Source organism: Rhizobium leguminosarum (genome assembly GCF_004123835.1).
Lineage (GTDB): Bacteria > Pseudomonadota > Alphaproteobacteria > Rhizobiales > Rhizobiaceae > Rhizobium > Rhizobium leguminosarum_M.
The window spans coordinates 205,503-222,286 of record NZ_MZMU01000018.1 but is presented as its reverse complement, the minus strand read 5'-3'; the positions used below and the strand labels follow the sequence as shown (position 1 = coordinate 222,286).

Below are 16,784 nucleotides of genomic sequence, written 5' to 3'. Positions count from 1 at the left end.
ATGTTGCTCAATTTCGACCGTCTCGGCTGGTGGAAATACATCCTGCTGACGATAACGGTTCTGACTGCGGCCTTCCTGCTGCTGCCGATCGTCTTTATCGCCGCCCTGTCCTTCGGCTCCTCGCAGTGGCTGATCTTTCCACCGCCCGGCTGGACGTTTCAATGGTACAGCGAGCTCTTTGCCGATCCGCGCTGGCTGGAATCGGCCTGGACGAGCTTCAAGATCGCGGTCATCGTGACGATCCTGTCGGTGCTGCTCGGGCTTGTGACCTCCTTCGGGCTGGTGCGCGGCTCGTTCCTGTTCCGCGACGCGCTGAAAGCGCTGTTCCTGACGCCGATGATCCTCCCTGTCGTGGTTCTTGCGGTTGCCCTTTATGCCTTCTTCCTGAGGATCGGCCTTGGCGGCACATTGGTAGGCTTCGTCATTTCGCACCTCGTTCTTGCGCTGCCCTTCTCGATCCTCTCCATATCCAGTGCGCTGGAGGGCTTCGACAAGTCGATCGAGGATGCGGCGGTTCTGTGCGGGGCCTCGCCTCTGGAAGCAAAGATCAGGGTCACCCTGCCGGCGATCAGCCATGGGCTGTTTTCGGCGGCCGTCTTCTCGTTCCTGACATCCTGGGATGAGGTGGTGGTGGCGATCTTCATGTCCAGCCCGACCCTGCAGACGCTGCCGGTAAAAGTATGGGCGACGCTGCGGCAAGATCTGACGCCGGTTGTCGCTGCGGCGTCGACCCTTCTCATCCTTTTGACGATCCTCTTGATGGCGCTGGTTGCCATCGTGCGTAAGGTACTGAAACAATGAAAGAACCATTCCTTCAGATCCGCGGAATACGCAAGGAATACGGCCCGGTGGTCGCCGTCCACGACGTCAATCTCGACGTCCGGCGCGGGGAGTTCCTGACCTTTCTCGGACCGTCCGGATCCGGGAAAAGCACGACCCTCTACATCCTGGCCGGTTTTGAAACTCCGACGAAAGGCGACATCACGCTGGAGGGCAAGACCCTGCTCGCCACGCCGTCGCACAAGCGCAACATCGGCATGGTGTTCCAACGCTACACCCTGTTTCCGCATCTGACGGTGGGCGAAAACATCGCATTCCCGCTGAAGGTCAGGCGCAAGTCCAAGGCCGAGGTCGACAGCAAGGTGAAGGAGATGCTGCGCCTCGTCAGGCTCGAAGGCTTCGAGGATCGCAAGCCCGCACAAATGTCCGGCGGCCAGCAGCAGCGCGTCGCCCTTGCCAGAGCCCTTGCCTATGATCCGCCGGTGCTTCTGATGGACGAGCCGCTGTCGGCGCTCGACAAGAAGCTGCGCGAGGAAATCCAGCACGAGATCCGCCGGATTCATCAGCAGACCGAAGTGACGATCCTCTATGTCACGCACGACCAGGAGGAGGCGCTGCGGCTCTCCGACCGCATCGCCGTCTTTTCCAAGGGCGTCATCGACCAGATCGGGACAGGCCCGGAACTCTACGCCAATCCGCGGACCCGCTTCGTTGCCGAATTCATCGGCGACAGTGACTTCATTTCATGCGACCTGCTGTCATCTTCCGATGGGCAGGCCACCATTTCGCTTGGCGGCGGGAGCGTCTTCAATCATATTCCGGTGCATGGAAAAGGAACATCCGGGACGAGGGCGGCCCTGATGCTGAGGCCGGAGCGCATTCGGTTGTCGCGAAATCAGGCGGCCGGAGCGGGTCTTGCCGCAACGGTCAGCGACATTACCTTCCTCGGTAACAATATTCACGTCTCGACCGAGACGGCGACAGGCGAGGCACTGGCGGTTCGCCTACCGTTCGGTCATGAGGCTATCGCGGGGCTCAGCCGTGGAGATATAGTTCATCTGAATTTCGATCCCGATACCGCTCACGTATTCTGTTGAAAGTTGTCATATGAAGCTCAATGATCCCTCGCTGTTCCGTCAGGCATGCCCCATCGCCGATCGCTGGATCGAAGCGGAAGGCCGCAAGGCGGCGACGGTCCGCAATCCGGCGACAGGCGAGCCGCTGGGGGTGGTCCCCGACCTCGGTGCGGCGGAAACGGAAGATGCCATCCGCGCCGCCGTGATTGCCCAGAAGCTTTGGGCGAAGAAGACCGCCGGGGAGCGCGCCGCCGTTCTCAAGGCATGGCATCGGCTGATGATCGAAAACCGCGACGATCTGGCTATGATCCTGACGCTGGAGCAGGGAAAACCCCTGGCCGAAGCCAAGGGGGAGATCACCTATGGTGCGAGCTTCATCGAATGGTTCGCCGAAGAGGCGAGACGCATCAACGGCGAGGTCGTACCGGGACATCAGCCGGACAAGCGTATCCTCGTCCTGCGCCAGCCGGCAGGCGTAGTGGCCGCCATCACGCCCTGGAATTTTCCGAACGCGATGATCACCCGCAAGATTGGCCCCGCGCTTGCCGCCGGCTGTGCCGTCGTTCTCAAGCCGGCGCTCCAAACGCCATTCTCCGCCATCGCCATCGCCGTTCTCGGTGAGCGTGCCGGCCTGCCGCCGGGGCTTCTCAACATCGTTACGGGTGACGCAGCGGCAATTGGCGGGGCGCTGACGGCAAGCCGCGACGTTCGGGTCCTGACATTCACCGGCTCAACCCGGACGGGCGAGCTGCTTTACCGGCAATGCGCGCCGACGATCAAAAAGCTCGGCCTCGAACTTGGCGGCAATGCACCCTTCATCGTGTTCGACGATGCCGATCTCGACGCTGCCGTCGAAGGCGCGCTCATTGCCAAGTTCCGCAACAACGGCCAGACCTGCGTCTGCGCCAATCGGCTTTATGTCCAGGACGGCGTCTACGAGGCGTTTGCCGCCAAGCTCGCCGCGGCGGTTTCGGGCTTGAAGGTCGGCAACGGTCTCGACAGTGACGTCGTGCTTGGCCCGCTGATCGATGACAATGCCGTCGCCAAGGTCGAAAGCCATATTCGCGATGCCGTCGCAAAGGGTGCCGGGATCGTTTCCGGGGGCAAGCGCCACGCGCTTGGCGGCCATTTCTTCGAGCCGACAATCCTGCGCGATGTCGCTGCCGGCATGCAGGTCGCCCGCGAGGAAACCTTCGGGCCGCTTGCACCGCTTTTTCGCTTCCGCGACGAAGAGGACGTCATCGAACAGGCAAACGACACCGAGTTCGGGCTTGCTTCGTATTTTTACGCCCGCGATCTGTCGCGGGTATTTCGCGTCGCCGAAGCGCTCGAATATGGGATGGTCGGCGTCAATACCGGTCTCGTCTCCACAGCCGAGGCTCCATTCGGCGGCGTGAAGATGTCGGGTCTCGGTCGCGAAGGATCCAGGCACGGATTGGACGAATATACCGAGCTTAAATATGTATGCCTGGGCGGCATTGCCTGACCTGGTCGATGCTTGCGCCTTGTCGCAGGGAAAGACCAGAATGCCTCTCGTCAGCATCGCCATGTATGTCACATCGGAGCCGCTCGCGGATGCGACGGCTGAGCTATGGTCGTTCCTCCGGCATTATCTCTCGAATGCCGGCCTCAAGGACTTGCCTGAAAAGCTCGATCAGACAGTTCCCTACGACGAAGCCTGGCTGAGGCCGGATCTTCTTCTGTCGCAGGCATGCGGCTATCCCTTTGCCAGGAGCCTGCGTGGCAGGGTCCGCCTGGTGGCGACGCCGGTCTATGGCCATCCCGGCTGCGACGGCCCGCTGATGCGCAGCTTCATCATCGTCCGCAAGGATTCTCCGCTTCGCTCGCTGGAGGATTTGCGCGGCACCTCGGCTGCGATCAACAGCCCCGACAGCAATTCCGGCAGCAATCTCTTTCGCACAGCGGTCGCGCCGCTTGCCGGCGACGGCCGCTTCTTCGGCCGGATTATCGAAACCGGCAGCCACCGCGGCAGCATCGCTGCCGTTGCCGAGGGCAGGGCGGAGAGTGCCGCCATCGATTGCGTCACCTATGCGAATATTCGCCGCTTCGATCCCGGTCATATCAAAGCGGTTCGCATCATCGCCGAGACGCCCAAAGGCCCTGGGCTGCCATTCATCACCTCAGGCGATGCATCGGACGACAGGCTTCTTCTCCTGCGAAATGCGCTTAGCGCCGCGATCAAGGAGCCATCGCTGGCCGCCATGCGCGCCACACTCGGCCTCGTTGATTTTTCAGTGCTTTCAGAAGCAGATTATCAGCCGCTTTTATCATTGGCCGGCGATGCATTGCCGCAAATGAGAGCTTGAGTTCTCCGGATTCCTATCCGTCCCGCGAGATGACGGAGGCACGAACCATCAGGTCCCGATCGCTGCGATGATGCCGATCTCCACGGAAAATTCCGGCCCGGCGAGCTTTGCTTCGACAGTGGCGCGCCGGCGCATGGCCCGAAGGCACCCAGGCGTCCCAGACGATATTCATCTCTTCGAACTCGGACATGTCAGCAAGCCAGATCGTCGCGCTGAGGATCCGTGTCGGATTGCTGCCGACGCTTTCCAGCAGCCGCGTGATCCGCGCCAGGATGTTGGTCGTCTGTTCGCGGACGGACACGCCAGGTGCGTCGATGGCGACCTGGCCTGCGAGGAAGACAAAGCCGCCATAGGTCACGGCCTGGCTCATCCTTTTTCCGGTTTCGTAGCGTTCGATCTGCATGCTCAACCCCCTGAATTAATCCCTATGCGCAATCTTCTGGCGTTCGGCGCGTCGCTGCAGCCATTGGATCGTGGCGAGGAACAGCGTCGAAAACAGGATGAGGAGCGTGGCGACGGCGGCGATCGTCGGGCTCAGCGTTTCACGCACGCCGCTCCACATCTGGCGCGGCAGCGTGCGTTCTTCGGAACCAGCGATGAAGAGTGCAATCACCACTTCGTCGAATGATGTCACGAAGGCGAAGAGCGCGCCGGACGCCACCCCCGGTGCGATGACCGGCAGCATGATGCGCAACGTCGCTTCGACCGGGGCTGCGCCGAGACTGGATGCCGCCCGCATCAGATTGTGATCGAAGCTTGCGAGCGTGGCGGTCACGGTGATCACCACGAAGGGCGCGCCGATCGCCGTATGCGCCAGCACCAGCCCGGTCAGGCTGTTGAGCAGCCCGACGGCGGCGAAGGCATAGTAGATGCCGACCGCCGAAACGATGACCGGCACGATCATCGGCGAAATCAGAATGGCGGTCAGCGTTGCCCGCGCCGGGCAGGAGGGCCGGCTGAGGCCGATCGCGGCAAGCGTGCCGAGAAGGGTCGACAGAAGCGTGGCGAAGACGGCGACGATGATGCTGTTCTTCAGCGCCAGCTGCCAGACATTGGAATCGAAGAATTCGCGATACCACCGGAGCGACAGGCCGGGCATGGGATAGGTGAAGAACGGCTCGGCATTGAAGGACAGCGGCACGATCGCCACGATCGGTGCGATCAGGAACAGGATCACGAGGCCGCCAGCCAGCCACAAGAGGATCGAAAATAGCCGCGGGAAAGAAAGGAAGTTCGTCATCAGCCTATCCTCAGCCGGTCGATACCGACAATGCGATTGTAGACGGCATAGAGGATCAGCACTGCCACCAGCAGGATCGTGCTCAAAGCCGCCGCCATGCCCCAGTTCGTGACCTGATTGGAGTAATAGGCGATGAAATAGCTCACCATCTGGTCTCCCGGCCCGCCGACCAGAGCCGGTGTGATGTAATAGCCAAGCGCCAGGATGAAGACGAGCAACCCGCCGGCGCTGACACCAGGCATGCTCATCGGCAGGTATATGCGAAAGAAGGCCGACATCGGCGGCGCGCCAAGCGACGAGGCGGCACGCAGATAGACCGGAGGTATGCTCTTCATGACGCTGTAGATCGGCAGCACCATGAAGGGCAGCAGAATATGGGTCATGGCGATCAGCACGCCGATGCGATTGTAGATCAGGTCGAGGGGATGTGCGGGGTCGATCAGGCCCAACCAGATGAGCGCCGAGTTGATCACGCCGCGTCCCTGCAGCAGGACGACCCAGGCGCTGGTGCGGACCAGAAGCGAGGTCCAGAACGGCAGGAGCACCAGGATCAGCAGCGTGTTGGCAACCGCCCCTTTCGACCGGGCAATCAGCGCGGCGAGGGGATAGCCGAGAAACAGGCAGATCACGGTCACCGAAGCGCTGACGACGAATGTGCGGATCAGGACATCGACATGCACCGCATTCTCCGCCGAGACCCTGCCGATGGCGCCCGACGCGTCTCGCTCCAGGTCGAGCGAGGCGAGCAGGTAGTAGTCGGTGAAGGGCGGTGACGCATTCTTGATGAGCGTCCAGTAGTGCGGGGTCTCCCACTTGGGATCGATGGCAACGAAGGCGGCCTTGTAGGGCGGCTTCGCGTCGCGGATCGTGCGCGCGGTTTTCAAGAGCATCGAGCGCATGCCCGTCTCGTAATAGTTGAGACGCTTGGCCACCTCGGCGATCTGGTCGCGCGGCGATTGTTTCAGATCGGTGGCAAAGGCAGCAAACAGTGCTTCGTCGGACGGGGATTTTTCATCCCAGCCGGAAAGGGCCGACATCGTGTAGGGCAGGGCGGCGGAAGCCGCCCTGTTGTCGACCGCGCGTGTCAACAACAGGGCAATGGGCAGGACGAAGACGAGCAGCAGGAAGATCAACAGAGGCGCGACTAGGAGCAGCGCTCTCAGCTGCGCCTTGCTTTTCGCACTGCCGAGACTTTTCACCCGCGTGCGGGCGGCAATCACAGAGCCGTCACCTTCATTTATTGTCGCGATCACCATCGCTCGTGCCTTCCTGCGGTAGAGAAAGGGGCGGACGAAGCCAGGGAGACACTCGCCCACCCGAAGAGGTTACTGTGCGAGCCACTTGTTGAAGCGTTCGGTCAACTCCTCATCATGGTCGGCCCAGAACTCGGAGGAGACGACAAAGGCCGTCTTCGTGTTCTCCGGCGCGGTCGGCAGATCGACGAGAATATCCGCCGGAACCTTGGCGATGGCCGCTTTCAGGGTCGGGCCATAGGAAATGTATTTGGACTGCTGCGCCATCACGTCGGGATTGACGATGAAGGCGACGAATTTGTCCGCCAGTTCCTTGTTCTTCGAGCCTTTCGGCTCGGCCCAGAGATTGAAATCCATTCCCTGGCCGTCCCAGACGATCTTGAAGTTCTTGCCGCTGTTCTTGACGGCATCGTAGATGCGGCCGTTCCATGCGGTGGTCATCACGACTTCGCCGTCGGCGAGAAGCTGCGGCGGCTGCGCTCCGGCGGTCCACCAGACCTTCACATCCTTCTTGATCGTGTCGAGCTTCTTGAAGGCGCGGTCGACGCCCTCCGGCGTCCCGAGCACGTCGTAGACCTCGGCGGGTTTGACGCCGTCAGCTATCAGCGCGAATTCCAGCGTTGTCTTCGGCGACTTGCGCAAGGCGCGCGGCCCGGGGAACTTGGCCGTATCGAACAGATCGGCCATCGTCGTCGGCCCGCCATTCGGGAACTTGGCGGCATCATAGGCATAGATGGTGCCGAAGACGATCGTCGCGACCGCGCAATCCATCGCAGCACCATCGATGAAGGCGTCCTTGCCGCCGAGCTTCGAATAGTCGATCGTTTCAAGCCAACCTTCGTCGCAGCCTTGCAGCGCATGGCTGGGTTCGACATCGACGACATCCCAGGTCACCTGGCCGGTTTCGACCATGCCCTTCAGCTTGGCGGTCGAGCCGTCCCATTCATCCTGGAGAATCTTGGTGCCGGTTTCCTTGGCGAAGGGCTTGAAAAAGGCCTCCTCCTGGCTCTTCGTATAGGCGCCGCCCCAGGATGTGACGGTCAGCGTATCCTCGGCAAATGCCGCTCCTGCGATGGCAAGAGTCATGACGGAACTGAGAAGCATGCAGTTTAAACGCATCATGGTGGTTCCCCTTTTTGTTGTTGCGTTTGCGAAAGAATGAGCGCCCGGTCAGGAGAGCGCGAGCGCGCGGCAATCCTCCGGCGCCCAGCCGATGACGGCAGTGGAGCCTAGCGATTGAACCGGAATGTCCTTAGCCGCGGCGACTTTGATGAAGATGTCGTCACAGCCGCAGGCCGAGACGCGCAACCTGACATGGTCGCCGTGATAGATGATTTCCTTGAGCGTCGCGGTGAACCGGTTGGGAATCTCGGTTGCGGGCGCCAGCTGAATCCGCTCGGGCCGCAAGACCAGCGTCGCCCGCGCGCCTTCCTTCAGCCCCTCTCCGGCATGGCCGGTGATGATCGAACCATCGGGGGCGCGAATCCGGCAGACGGCATTTTCGATCGAGACGACTTCGCCTGATATTGCATTGTTCTCGCCGATAAAGGTTGCGACGAAGGGGTTTGCCGGCGTCTCGTAGAGCTCATGCGGCGGCGCGATCTGCTGCAGGATGCCGTCATTGAACACGCCGACCCGATCCGACATGGTCAGCGCTTCGCTCTGGTCGTGGGTGACGTAGACGACATTGATGCCGAGGCGGGCATGCAGGTGCTTGATTTCGAGCTGCATATGTTCGCGAAGCTGCTTGTCGAGCGCACCGAGTGGCTCGTCCATCAGCACGAGCTGCGGCTCGAAGACGAGAGCCCGGGCGAGCGCGATGCGCTGCTGTTGTCCGCCGGAAAGCTGGTTGGGTCGCCGTGTTTCGAAACTCGCCATGCGCACCATGTCGAGGGCGCGGCGCACCCGCTCGGTGATCTCAGCCTTGCCGAGCCGGCGCATTTTCAGTGGGAAGGCGACGTTTTCGCCGACGGTCATATGCGGAAAGAGCGCATAATTCTGGAAGACCACACCGATATTGCGGCGATGTGGCGGAACACTGTCGATCCTGTTGTCGGCAAGGGTGATCGTTCCGTCGGTCGGCGCTTCGAAACCGGCCAGCATCATCAGCGTCGTGGTCTTGCCGGACCCGGAAGGGCCGAGAAGGGTCAGAAACTCGCCTTTGGCGACGTCGAGGTCCAGGCCGCGCACGACATAGCTGACGCCGTCATAGGATTTACGCACGCCCTCGAAAGCAATGAAGCGCTCGCTCATGAAGTCCTCCTGTTTGCATCGGCCGGGTCCCTGCCTCTTTGTCTCGATGCCGGGCTATATTGTCTCGGCCGACTTCGGCTTGTCAAGCCACACAAATAATTTTGTGTGGTAGCGGCGGCGAGGTCTCGAAAACACTGGGAAAGCGTGCTATGTCGCACGAAAGCAAGCTGAATCGCAGCGTCCCGGTGATTGGTGCGCGTGTCCGGCTTATGGAATTTATGTCGCTGTTACAGGAATTGTATGTCTGAAAGATCGGAAGTGACCCGGACAAATCAGGAGCGGGAAACGCGGATACCGGCCTATCTGGAGCTCGCAAACGAGCTCGAGGCGAGGATCCGCTCGGGCGCCTTGCCCCCCGGCAGCCAGCTCCCACCGCAGCGCGACCTGGCGCGGGAGCGGTCGCTCAACGTCTCCACCGTCACGCGCGCCTACCGCGAATTGCAGAACCTCAACCTTGTGATAGGCAGCACCCGGCGCGGCACCATCGTCATGGGCGACGGCGCCATGCCGCGGGTTGACCGGGCGGCGAACCCGACTGGTGTCATAGACCTGACGGTCAACCGGCCGGCCGTCGACGATTTCCAGCAGCGCCTCGCCCAATCCCTGCCGGACCTTTCATCGGACCGGCGCTTTCGCCAGATGCAGGAGTATCAGCCGCCGGAAGGCCCGGCCTGGGCGCGCCACGCCGCGAGAAAATGGATATCGCTCAACGGCTTCGATCCATCCGAAGACGATATCGTGGTCACCAGCGGCGCCCAGCACGCTTTGCTGGCGGTGATCAGCAGTCTGATAGAGCCCGGCGACACCATCGTCTGCGATCGGCTGACCTATTACGGCCTGATCGCGCTTGCCCAAATGTTCCGCTTCCGCATTATCGGCATTGGAAGTGACGATCAGGGCATGTCGGCGGCGGAGCTTGACGATATCTGCGGCCGGGAGAGCGTGCGCGCCGTGTTCACGGTTCCCTCCATGCACAATCCGACCGTCGTCACCATGAGCGAGGCCCGCCGGCGGGAATTGGTCGACGTCGCGGAAAAGCACGATCTCGTCATCATCGAGGACGATGTCTATGGACCGATGCTCGGAAGCCGGGCGAGCGCCCTGATCACGCTTGCGCCGACCAGGACCTATCATATATCAGCACTCTCCAAGGCGTTGGCGCCGGGTCTGCGCGTCGGCTATCTCACCTGCCCGCCCGGCCGTGCGCTGCTGTCTGCCGAGGCGGTCCGCACGACCGCCTGGATGCCCTCTCCGCTGCCGCTGCTGCTTGCGACCCGCTGGTTGGAGGACGGCACGGCCGAAGCGATCCTGAAGGCCCAGCTTGCCGAGCTGCGCGCGCGCCATGCGATCGTCACGACGATCCTTGCCAGCCATTCCTTCTCCGCCGATCCGCGCTGTATGTTTTTATGGCTGAGGTTGCCGGCCCCTTGGCGATGCGAGGATTTTGCCGCCAATCTGCGTGCCCATGGGGTTGCGGTCATGGCCGCCACCGCCTTTGCCTGTGACCGCCAGCCGGTCGAGCATGCCGTGCGCGTCAATGTCGGCTGCGCATCGTCGCGGGACGAACTTGCAACGGCGCTACGCATCATCGCCGCCACGCTGAACGATCGTCCCCGCGCCTTAGCAGGCCTGGTCTAGGCGATGAACACGCCGCTTCCCGACCTTCAGCCCTTGCCCGACGCCGAGCGCCGGCATGTGGCTGTGGTCGGTGCCGGACTGGTGGGCCTCTGCTCGGCACTCTGGCTGCAAAGAATGGGACACCGGGTCACGATCATCGATCCGGCGCCGCCCTTGGGCGATGCATCTTACAGGCAGGCCTGTTCCTACGGAAATGCCTGTACCTTTGCGCCACACGGCGTCGTTCCCGTCGCGACGTCAGGCGTCATCTGGCGAGTGCCGGGCATGCTACTCAATCCCCTCGGTCCGCTGGCGATCGTCTGGAGATGCCTGCCGCAACTGGTCCCGTGGCTGCGCGCCTTCCTGGCATCGAGCACGAAAGCCGAGGTCGAGCGGATCGCCGGCACCCTGGCGGTGCTGCTTTCCCACGCCGATGCTGCCTGGCAACCGCTTGTGGCGCAGGCAGGCGCCGAACGGCTGAAGCGGCATGACGGCTGCCTGTATCTCTATAAGAGCGAAGCGCAATTCCGGGCGGCTGACGCCGAGAACGGGCTGCGTGAGCGCCATGGCGTCGCCATGAACCAGCTGGACCGCGCCGACATAAAGAACATGGAGCCCAATCTTGCGCCGCTCTACCACAAGGGCGTGCTGTTTCGTGACGCCTATGTGTTTTCCAGCCCCAGGCAACTCGCCTTTGCGCTCGCCCAGGCGGTTATAAACGGCGGAGGAGCGATCGTCAGCGGTGAAGTCTCTGCCATCGAGCCGCGCGACAACGGCATCGGCCTGCGGATCGTGGGCAAGGAAATTCTCGCCGACCACGCGGTTGTGGCTGCCGGCGCCCATTCGCGCAAGCTCACCGCATCGATAGGCGATCGCATCCTGCTCGACACCGAGCGCGGTTATCACGTCCTGTTCCCGCAAGCGGGCCACCTGCTGTCGCGCCCGGTCTGCTATCCCGAACACGGCTTCTACATGGTGCCGATGGCAGATGGATTGCGCGCGGCCGGAACGGTCGAACTCGGCGGGCTTGCCGCTCCGTTGAACCCCAAGCGGACCGCGATGATCCGCGACGGCGTGAAAATGCTCCTGCCGGCGGCCGGGCAGGGGAACGATGAGTGGCTGGGCTTTCGCCCGTCCATGCCGGATTCCCTTCCGGTGATCGGCAGCTCCCGGCACTTGCCCCGCGTCACCTATGCCTTCGGCCACGGCCATCTCGGCCTGACGCTGTCGGCTTTGACCGGCTATCTGGTTTCCCAACTTATCGCCGGTCAGCCTCCGGCTGTCGATCTGGCTCCCCTGCGTCCCGACCGGTTCTAAGCCGGATGCATAGAAGCCGGCTCATGGGTCGGTGCTCTTTCTTCGGTTGGAGTGAGCCACGCACGAACAAGGCCAGTGAAGGCAAAGTGAAGGCAAAGTCCCTATCACTCGAACCTTGAATGTAAGGAAAAATTCCATTACTTTTGTATTGGTTTAAAGTAGGAGATTTTCCATGGCTTCCCTTGCCGTCACAATGAAAGGGCAAATCACGCTGAGACGGGATTTGCTGACGCACCTCGGGGTCAAACCGGGGGAGCGGATCGAATTCGACAAGCTGCCTGGGGGCGAGCTGCGGGTAAAGGCTGCTCGTCCAGCGGGGACCATCGACGACTTTATCGGTCGGCATGCTGGCAAGATGAAAAAGCCGTTGACCATCGAAGAGATGAACGAAATCGGGGCTTCGGGCTGGGCCGGCGAGGAATGAAAGTCTCAGTCGATACCAACATTCTTGCTCGAGCCGTCCTGCAGGATGATGCTGAGCAGGGAAGGGCAGCGGCAAAGCTCCTCAAGGAAGCATCGCTGATCGCGGTTTCCCTGCCGAGCTTATGTGAACTGGTCTGGATACTGCGTCGCGGAGCCAGGCTATCAAAGGAAGATGTTTCACAGACCATCCACGACCTGCTCAACGCCGGTAATGTGGCGATGAACCGTCCCGCGGTCGAAGCAGGGCTGGCCATGCTGGAGGCGGGTGGCGATTTTGCAGATGGCGTGATTGCCCATGAAGGAGCATGGCTTGGCGGCGAGAGCTTCGTATCTTTCGACAAGCAGGCGGTCGAACTGGTAATCCGCCAAGGCCAACCCGCGCGTCTTCTCGCCTGAAATTCCGCAGGCCCATGAGCGAGACGGCGGGCGGGCGTTAGCTTCAGAACCGATGTTCCGCTCCTTCGACCGGATTTGCCCAGACCGTCATACCAGGCGCAAACGGTGTCTCGCCTTCGGCGCGCACCACCATCTCGCCGAGTTCGGGGACGTCGAGGTAGAGGATCGCGTCGGCGCCAAGCCGCTCGAGGTGCCGGATCCTGCCCTGCCATTGCCCGGCACCTTCCGAAAGCCTGATATGCTCAGGGCGGATGCCATAGGTGGTGCAGTTCAATCGCCGCGCTATCTCGCCGCCATAGAGGTTCATCTTCGGGCTGCCGATGAAGCCGGCGACGAATGGTGTTGCGGGATTGCGGTAGAGTTCCATCGGGCTGCCGATCTGTTCGACCGCGCCGCCGTTCAGGACGACGATCCTGTCCGCCATCGTCATCGCTTCGACCTGGTCGTGGGTGACATAGATCATCGTCGATTTCAGGCGGGCGTGCAGATCGGCGATCTCAAGGCGCATCTGGGCTCTGAGCGAAGCGTCGAGATTGGAGAGCGGCTCGTCGAACAGGAAGACCTTGGGATCGCGGATGATCGCGCGGCCGATGGCGACGCGCTGCCTCTGGCCGCCGGAGAGTGCTTTCGGCTTTCTCTCCAGCAACTGGGTGAGCTGCAGCGTTTCAGCCGTCGCCGCGACCTTGGCGGCGATTTCCGCCTTTGGGCGGCGGGCGAGTGAAAGGCCGAAGCCGATATTCTCGGCAACGGTCATATGCGGGTAGAGCGCGTAGCTCTGGAACACCATGGCAATGCCGCGCTCGGAGGGTTCGGCATAGGTCACCTCCTTGCCGCCGATCGTCAGCGTGCCTGATGTCGTTTCCTCCAGGCCGGCGATGATGCGCAGCAGCGTCGATTTTCCGCATCCCGACGGGCCGACGAAAACGACGAACTCGCCGGAGGCAACCTCCAGATCGATCCCCTTGATAACTTCAAGGGCGCCAAAGCTCTTGCGAACCTGCTTGAGAGTGAGCTCAGCCATTCTGCTACCCTTTGACTGCGCCGGCCGTCATGCCCGCGACGATCTGCCGGTTGAAGAAGATGAAGACGATCAGCGGCGGAATCGTCACGAGGAGGATATTCATGAAGAGCAGATTGTACTGGCTCGTATACATGCTCTGGAAATTATAGAGCGTCAGCTGCACGGTCACGTTCTCCCTGCCGGGAAGATAGTAGAGTGGGTTGGTAAAATCGTTGAAGATCGCGATCGACTGCACGACGATGTTGGTGACGGTCACCGGCTTCAGCAGCGGCAGAATCACTCTGAAGAAAATCTGGCGGGGCTTGGCGCCATCGATCAGCGCCGCCTCGTCGAGGTCGCGTGGTATGGTCGAAATGAACGACCGGTAGAGCAATGTCGAGAAAGAGAGATTATAGGCGACCTGGATCAGGATCATCCCGGTCATGGTCTTGAAGAGACCGATCTCCTGCAAGAGGCCGATGGTGGGCACGACGGCCGGCGGCATCATCAGACCCATGAACAGGGCAACGGAGGCCACCCTGTTCCAGACGGTCTTGCGGCGCTGCATCACATATCCGACCATTGCCGACAGCAGGATCAGGATCGTGACGGAGACCACGGTGATCAGCGTGGAGTTGAAATAGGCGAGCGCGAGCTGGTAGTCGCGCGCCTTGAAGACGGCGATCAGATTATCCCAGAACAGCCAATGCTCCGGCAATTCGAAATCGAGGCGAGAGGCTTCGGATTTCGATTTGACCGCCTGGAGAGCAACGAACACGAAAGGCATGACGAAGATGACGGCCGCCACCGCAAGGGCTATCGCGCCGGTCACGTAAGGGCGGACGCTTCTCATTCTTCGACCTCGCGCCGGTTGAACCACAGGGTGAATGGCAGGATGATCACGGCGATCAGCGCGAACAGGATGACGTTTCCGGCCGTCGACAGACCGTAGAAACCCGCTTGGTACTGCTTATAGATGACCGATGCGATCACATCGGAGGAGAAACCAGGCCCGCCGCGGGTCATGGCCCATATCAGATCGAAGGATCGAAGCCCGCCAATCAGCGACAATGTCACCACGATGACGGTGGCGGGACGCACGAGCGGCAGGGTGATCCGGAAAAATTGCTGGAGACGCGTGGCCCCGTCAATCCTCGCAGCCTCATAATAATCGAGGCTGATCGCGGCAAGCCCGGCGATGAAGATCAGGGTGGCGAGGCCGACACCCTTCCAGACATCGACCAAAGCCACCGAAAAAAGCGCCAGCGCCGGATTGGTAAGCCATCCCGGGCCGGGAATGCCGAGCGTCTCGAGCGTGACATTGATGATGCCCCTGGTCGGATGCATCATCACCGTGAAGGTGATGCCGATGCCGATCGTCGAGACCAGGACGGGAAAGAAGACCAGCGTGCGCAGGAAGCCGCGGGCGAAGATATTGCTGGTCAGGAGCACGGCAAGCAGCAGCCCGCAGACCGTCTTCAGGCCGGATGTCGTCACGGCATAGATCAGCGTATTGACCAGTCCCTTGACCAGGAATGGTTCGGAAAAGAACTGCTGAAAGTTTTCGAGCCCGATGAATTCGGCGGTCGACAGATCCCAGCGTGTGAGGCTGAACCAGAGAGAGGATACCGTGGGAACCAGAAACAGCGCGCCGTAGATGATTGCGGCCGGAATGAAAAACCACAGCGGGTAGGGCGATTTGCGCGAACGGGGGCGTGTCTCGGTCATGACTACCTCTTCAATCGGGTGAACCTCGCCCCTTTAGGAGCGAGGTTAATTGACCCGAAAGACCGCTACCAGTTTGGAAGACCGAGCTGCTTGGCCTGCTTGCGCACGTCGTCGTCATAGAGCTTTGCCGCGTCGGTCGGCTGGCGAATACCGGAGCCGACTTCGACGGTGATCTGCTCGAGAGCCGGTCCCTTGATTGGCGAAACGAATTCCAGCGCCGGGGTCGTCTTGTCCTTGGCCTCGAAATAGGGGAGCATGTCCTTTATCGCAGGCGGTACGCTAGCTGGCAGGTCGCAGCCGTCGATCAGGGAAGGCCCCTGAACGGCATTGGTTTCCACCATGATCTTGCAGGCCTCGACGCTTCCGGCGAAATCGACGAATTTCCGCGCTTCCTCGGCGTGCTGGCTGGTCGCGGGAATGTAGAGGGCTGGCGGCATCCAGACCGTCAAACCGTTGGTTGCGGCGTCGTCGCTCGGCTGCGCGAAAAAGCCGACATCGTTGAGGTTTTCGGGATAATTCTGTTTGAGCGCGCCGACCGCGAAGCTCAGCATCGGATAATGCGCTGCCTCGCCGGTTGCCACCATTCTCAGGCCATCGTCGTAGCTTGCCGCGCCAAAATCTTCGTTCATCAGGCCGGCGTCGTGAACGTCCTTCAGCCGTTCGAAGCCCTTCAGGGCCGCAGGCGTCTCGGCGTATTTTGCCTTGTTGGCGGTATAGTCTGCGGCGAAGTTCGGCACGGCCGCGTGCAGGTTGTAATAGTCAGCCAGAACGAACAGCTGCGAGGTCCAGGTATCGCGATAGGTCTGCGCCACGGCGACCTTTCCGGCAGCTTTGACCTTCGCGTTGTTCGCCATGAAGTCCGCCCATGTCTTCGGGACGGAGAGGCCGAGGTCCTGGTAAATTTTCCTGTTGTAGAGGATCCCGCCCGCCATCGCCGTGCCGAAGGGAACGCCATAGATCTTGCCATCGGCACGGACGACCGATTTGAAGCCTTCGTCGACCTTCGCTTGCGACGAGAGATCGCTCAGATCGACAAGCGTCTGTGTCGGCTTCAGCGCCTGTAGCAGCGAGCCGGAATTGTAGAGAAACACATCGGACATCTCCCCCGTCGCCAGGCGCGTCTTGATGATGTTGTCGCCTTCACCGCCACCGGCCCGCGGCTCGATTTCGATCGTCACGTCGGGTGCCTTTGCCCGATAGGCGGCAACCAGTGCCTCGGCCGCCGCGACGGTGTCCGGGTTGTTGTCGATCAGGAATGACAGGGTGGTGTCTGCATGCGACGGGCCGGCCGCGACCAGTGCCAAAAGCGCGGACGCGCCCGCAAGAATGAGTTTTATCCGATGTGTCATGACGTTCCTCCTCTGAACGGTGTGA

General features: G+C 61.4%; 16 protein-coding genes and 1 pseudogene. 8 read left to right on the top strand and 9 right to left on the bottom strand.

Going from position 1 to position 16,784, the window contains the following annotated elements; genetic code table 11:
• The 4 genes from B5P46_RS25770 to B5P46_RS25755 are packed head-to-tail and all read left to right on the top strand — an operon-like array spanning position 1 to position 4,183.
• Positions 1 to 801 carry an ABC transporter permease gene (locus tag B5P46_RS25770; RefSeq protein WP_129421211.1) on the top strand — a complete coding sequence of 267 codons (801 nt, stop codon included), beginning with the start codon at positions 1 to 3 and terminating at the stop codon, positions 799 to 801.
• Positions 798 to 1,877: an ABC transporter ATP-binding protein gene (locus tag B5P46_RS25765; protein ID WP_129421210.1), complete on the top strand. Its 1,080-nt coding sequence runs from the start codon at positions 798 to 800 to the stop codon at positions 1,875 to 1,877. The genes B5P46_RS25770 and B5P46_RS25765 overlap by 4 nt, the downstream gene beginning before the upstream one ends.
• A gap of 10 nt (positions 1,878 to 1,887) precedes the next feature.
• Positions 1,888 to 3,342, top strand: a complete 1,455-nt coding sequence (locus tag B5P46_RS25760) for an NAD-dependent succinate-semialdehyde dehydrogenase (RefSeq protein WP_129421209.1) — start codon at positions 1,888 to 1,890, stop codon at positions 3,340 to 3,342.
• 40 nt (positions 3,343 to 3,382) lie between these two features.
• On the top strand, positions 3,383 to 4,183 hold the full coding sequence (locus tag B5P46_RS25755) for a phosphate/phosphite/phosphonate ABC transporter substrate-binding protein (RefSeq protein ID WP_129421208.1): 801 nt from the start codon (positions 3,383 to 3,385) through the stop codon (positions 4,181 to 4,183).
• 48 nt (positions 4,184 to 4,231) lie between these two features.
• Here B5P46_RS25755 and B5P46_RS25750 read toward each other — a convergent pair.
• The 5 genes and pseudogenes from B5P46_RS25750 to B5P46_RS25730 all read right to left on the bottom strand — a co-directional run bounded on the left by B5P46_RS25750 (position 4,232) and on the right by B5P46_RS25730 (position 8,929).
• Positions 4,232 to 4,586: pseudogene (locus tag B5P46_RS25750) on the bottom strand (RidA family protein).
• Positions 4,587 to 4,601: 15 nt separating this feature from the next.
• Entirely contained in the window at positions 4,602 to 5,423 is an 822-nt protein-coding gene (locus tag B5P46_RS25745; RefSeq protein ID WP_129421207.1) for an ABC transporter permease, read from the bottom strand.
• The gene (locus tag B5P46_RS25740) at positions 5,423 to 6,679 is read right to left on the bottom strand and encodes an ABC transporter permease (protein WP_129421206.1); all 1,257 of its coding nucleotides are present in this window, start codon (positions 6,677 to 6,679) and stop codon (positions 5,423 to 5,425) included. The genes B5P46_RS25745 and B5P46_RS25740 overlap by 1 nt, the downstream gene beginning before the upstream one ends.
• A 69-nt stretch (positions 6,680 to 6,748) precedes the next feature.
• Complete coding sequence (locus B5P46_RS25735; protein WP_129421205.1) at positions 6,749 to 7,798, bottom strand: ABC transporter substrate-binding protein; 1,050 nt, start codon at positions 7,796 to 7,798, stop codon at positions 6,749 to 6,751.
• Positions 7,799 to 7,846: 48 nt separating this feature from the next.
• On the bottom strand, positions 7,847 to 8,929 hold the full coding sequence (locus B5P46_RS25730) for an ABC transporter ATP-binding protein (protein WP_129421204.1): 1,083 nt from the start codon (positions 8,927 to 8,929) through the stop codon (positions 7,847 to 7,849).
• 240 nt (positions 8,930 to 9,169) lie between these two features.
• On the opposite strand from B5P46_RS25730, the gene B5P46_RS25725 reads away from it, so the two are divergent.
• From B5P46_RS25725 to B5P46_RS25710, 4 genes are all read left to right on the top strand, one after another.
• A complete protein-coding gene (locus B5P46_RS25725; protein WP_129421203.1) occupies positions 9,170 to 10,567 on the top strand; it encodes a PLP-dependent aminotransferase family protein in 1,398 nt (465 codons plus the stop codon).
• 3 nt (positions 10,568 to 10,570) lie between these two features.
• Positions 10,571 to 11,863: an NAD(P)/FAD-dependent oxidoreductase gene (locus B5P46_RS25720; RefSeq protein WP_129421202.1), complete on the top strand. Its 1,293-nt coding sequence runs from the start codon at positions 10,571 to 10,573 to the stop codon at positions 11,861 to 11,863.
• 172 nt (positions 11,864 to 12,035) lie between these two features.
• On the top strand, positions 12,036 to 12,287 hold the full coding sequence (locus B5P46_RS25715; RefSeq protein WP_129421201.1) for an AbrB/MazE/SpoVT family DNA-binding domain-containing protein: 252 nt from the start codon (positions 12,036 to 12,038) through the stop codon (positions 12,285 to 12,287).
• Complete coding sequence (locus B5P46_RS25710; protein WP_029873484.1) at positions 12,284 to 12,682, top strand: type II toxin-antitoxin system VapC family toxin; 399 nt, start codon at positions 12,284 to 12,286, stop codon at positions 12,680 to 12,682. Before B5P46_RS25715 ends, B5P46_RS25710 begins: the two co-directional genes overlap by 4 nt.
• Positions 12,683 to 12,725: 43 nt before the next feature.
• Here B5P46_RS25710 and B5P46_RS25705 read toward each other — a convergent pair whose 3' ends face one another.
• The 4 genes from B5P46_RS25705 to B5P46_RS25690 form a co-directional block, all read right to left on the bottom strand.
• Positions 12,726 to 13,703: an ABC transporter ATP-binding protein gene (locus B5P46_RS25705; protein ID WP_129421200.1), complete on the bottom strand. Its 978-nt coding sequence runs from the start codon at positions 13,701 to 13,703 to the stop codon at positions 12,726 to 12,728.
• Positions 13,704 to 13,707: 4 nt separating this feature from the next.
• Positions 13,708 to 14,535 (bottom strand): carbohydrate ABC transporter permease, encoded by an 828-nt coding sequence (locus B5P46_RS25700; protein ID WP_129421199.1) that lies wholly within the window; start codon positions 14,533 to 14,535, stop codon positions 13,708 to 13,710.
• A complete protein-coding gene (locus B5P46_RS25695; protein WP_129421198.1) occupies positions 14,532 to 15,410 on the bottom strand; it encodes a carbohydrate ABC transporter permease in 879 nt (292 codons plus the stop codon). The genes B5P46_RS25700 and B5P46_RS25695 overlap by 4 nt, the downstream gene beginning before the upstream one ends.
• A gap of 65 nt (positions 15,411 to 15,475) precedes the next feature.
• Positions 15,476 to 16,759, bottom strand: coding sequence for an ABC transporter substrate-binding protein (locus B5P46_RS25690; protein WP_129421197.1), 1,284 nt, complete (start codon positions 16,757 to 16,759; stop codon positions 15,476 to 15,478).
• Positions 16,760 to 16,784 lie beyond the last annotated feature (25 nt).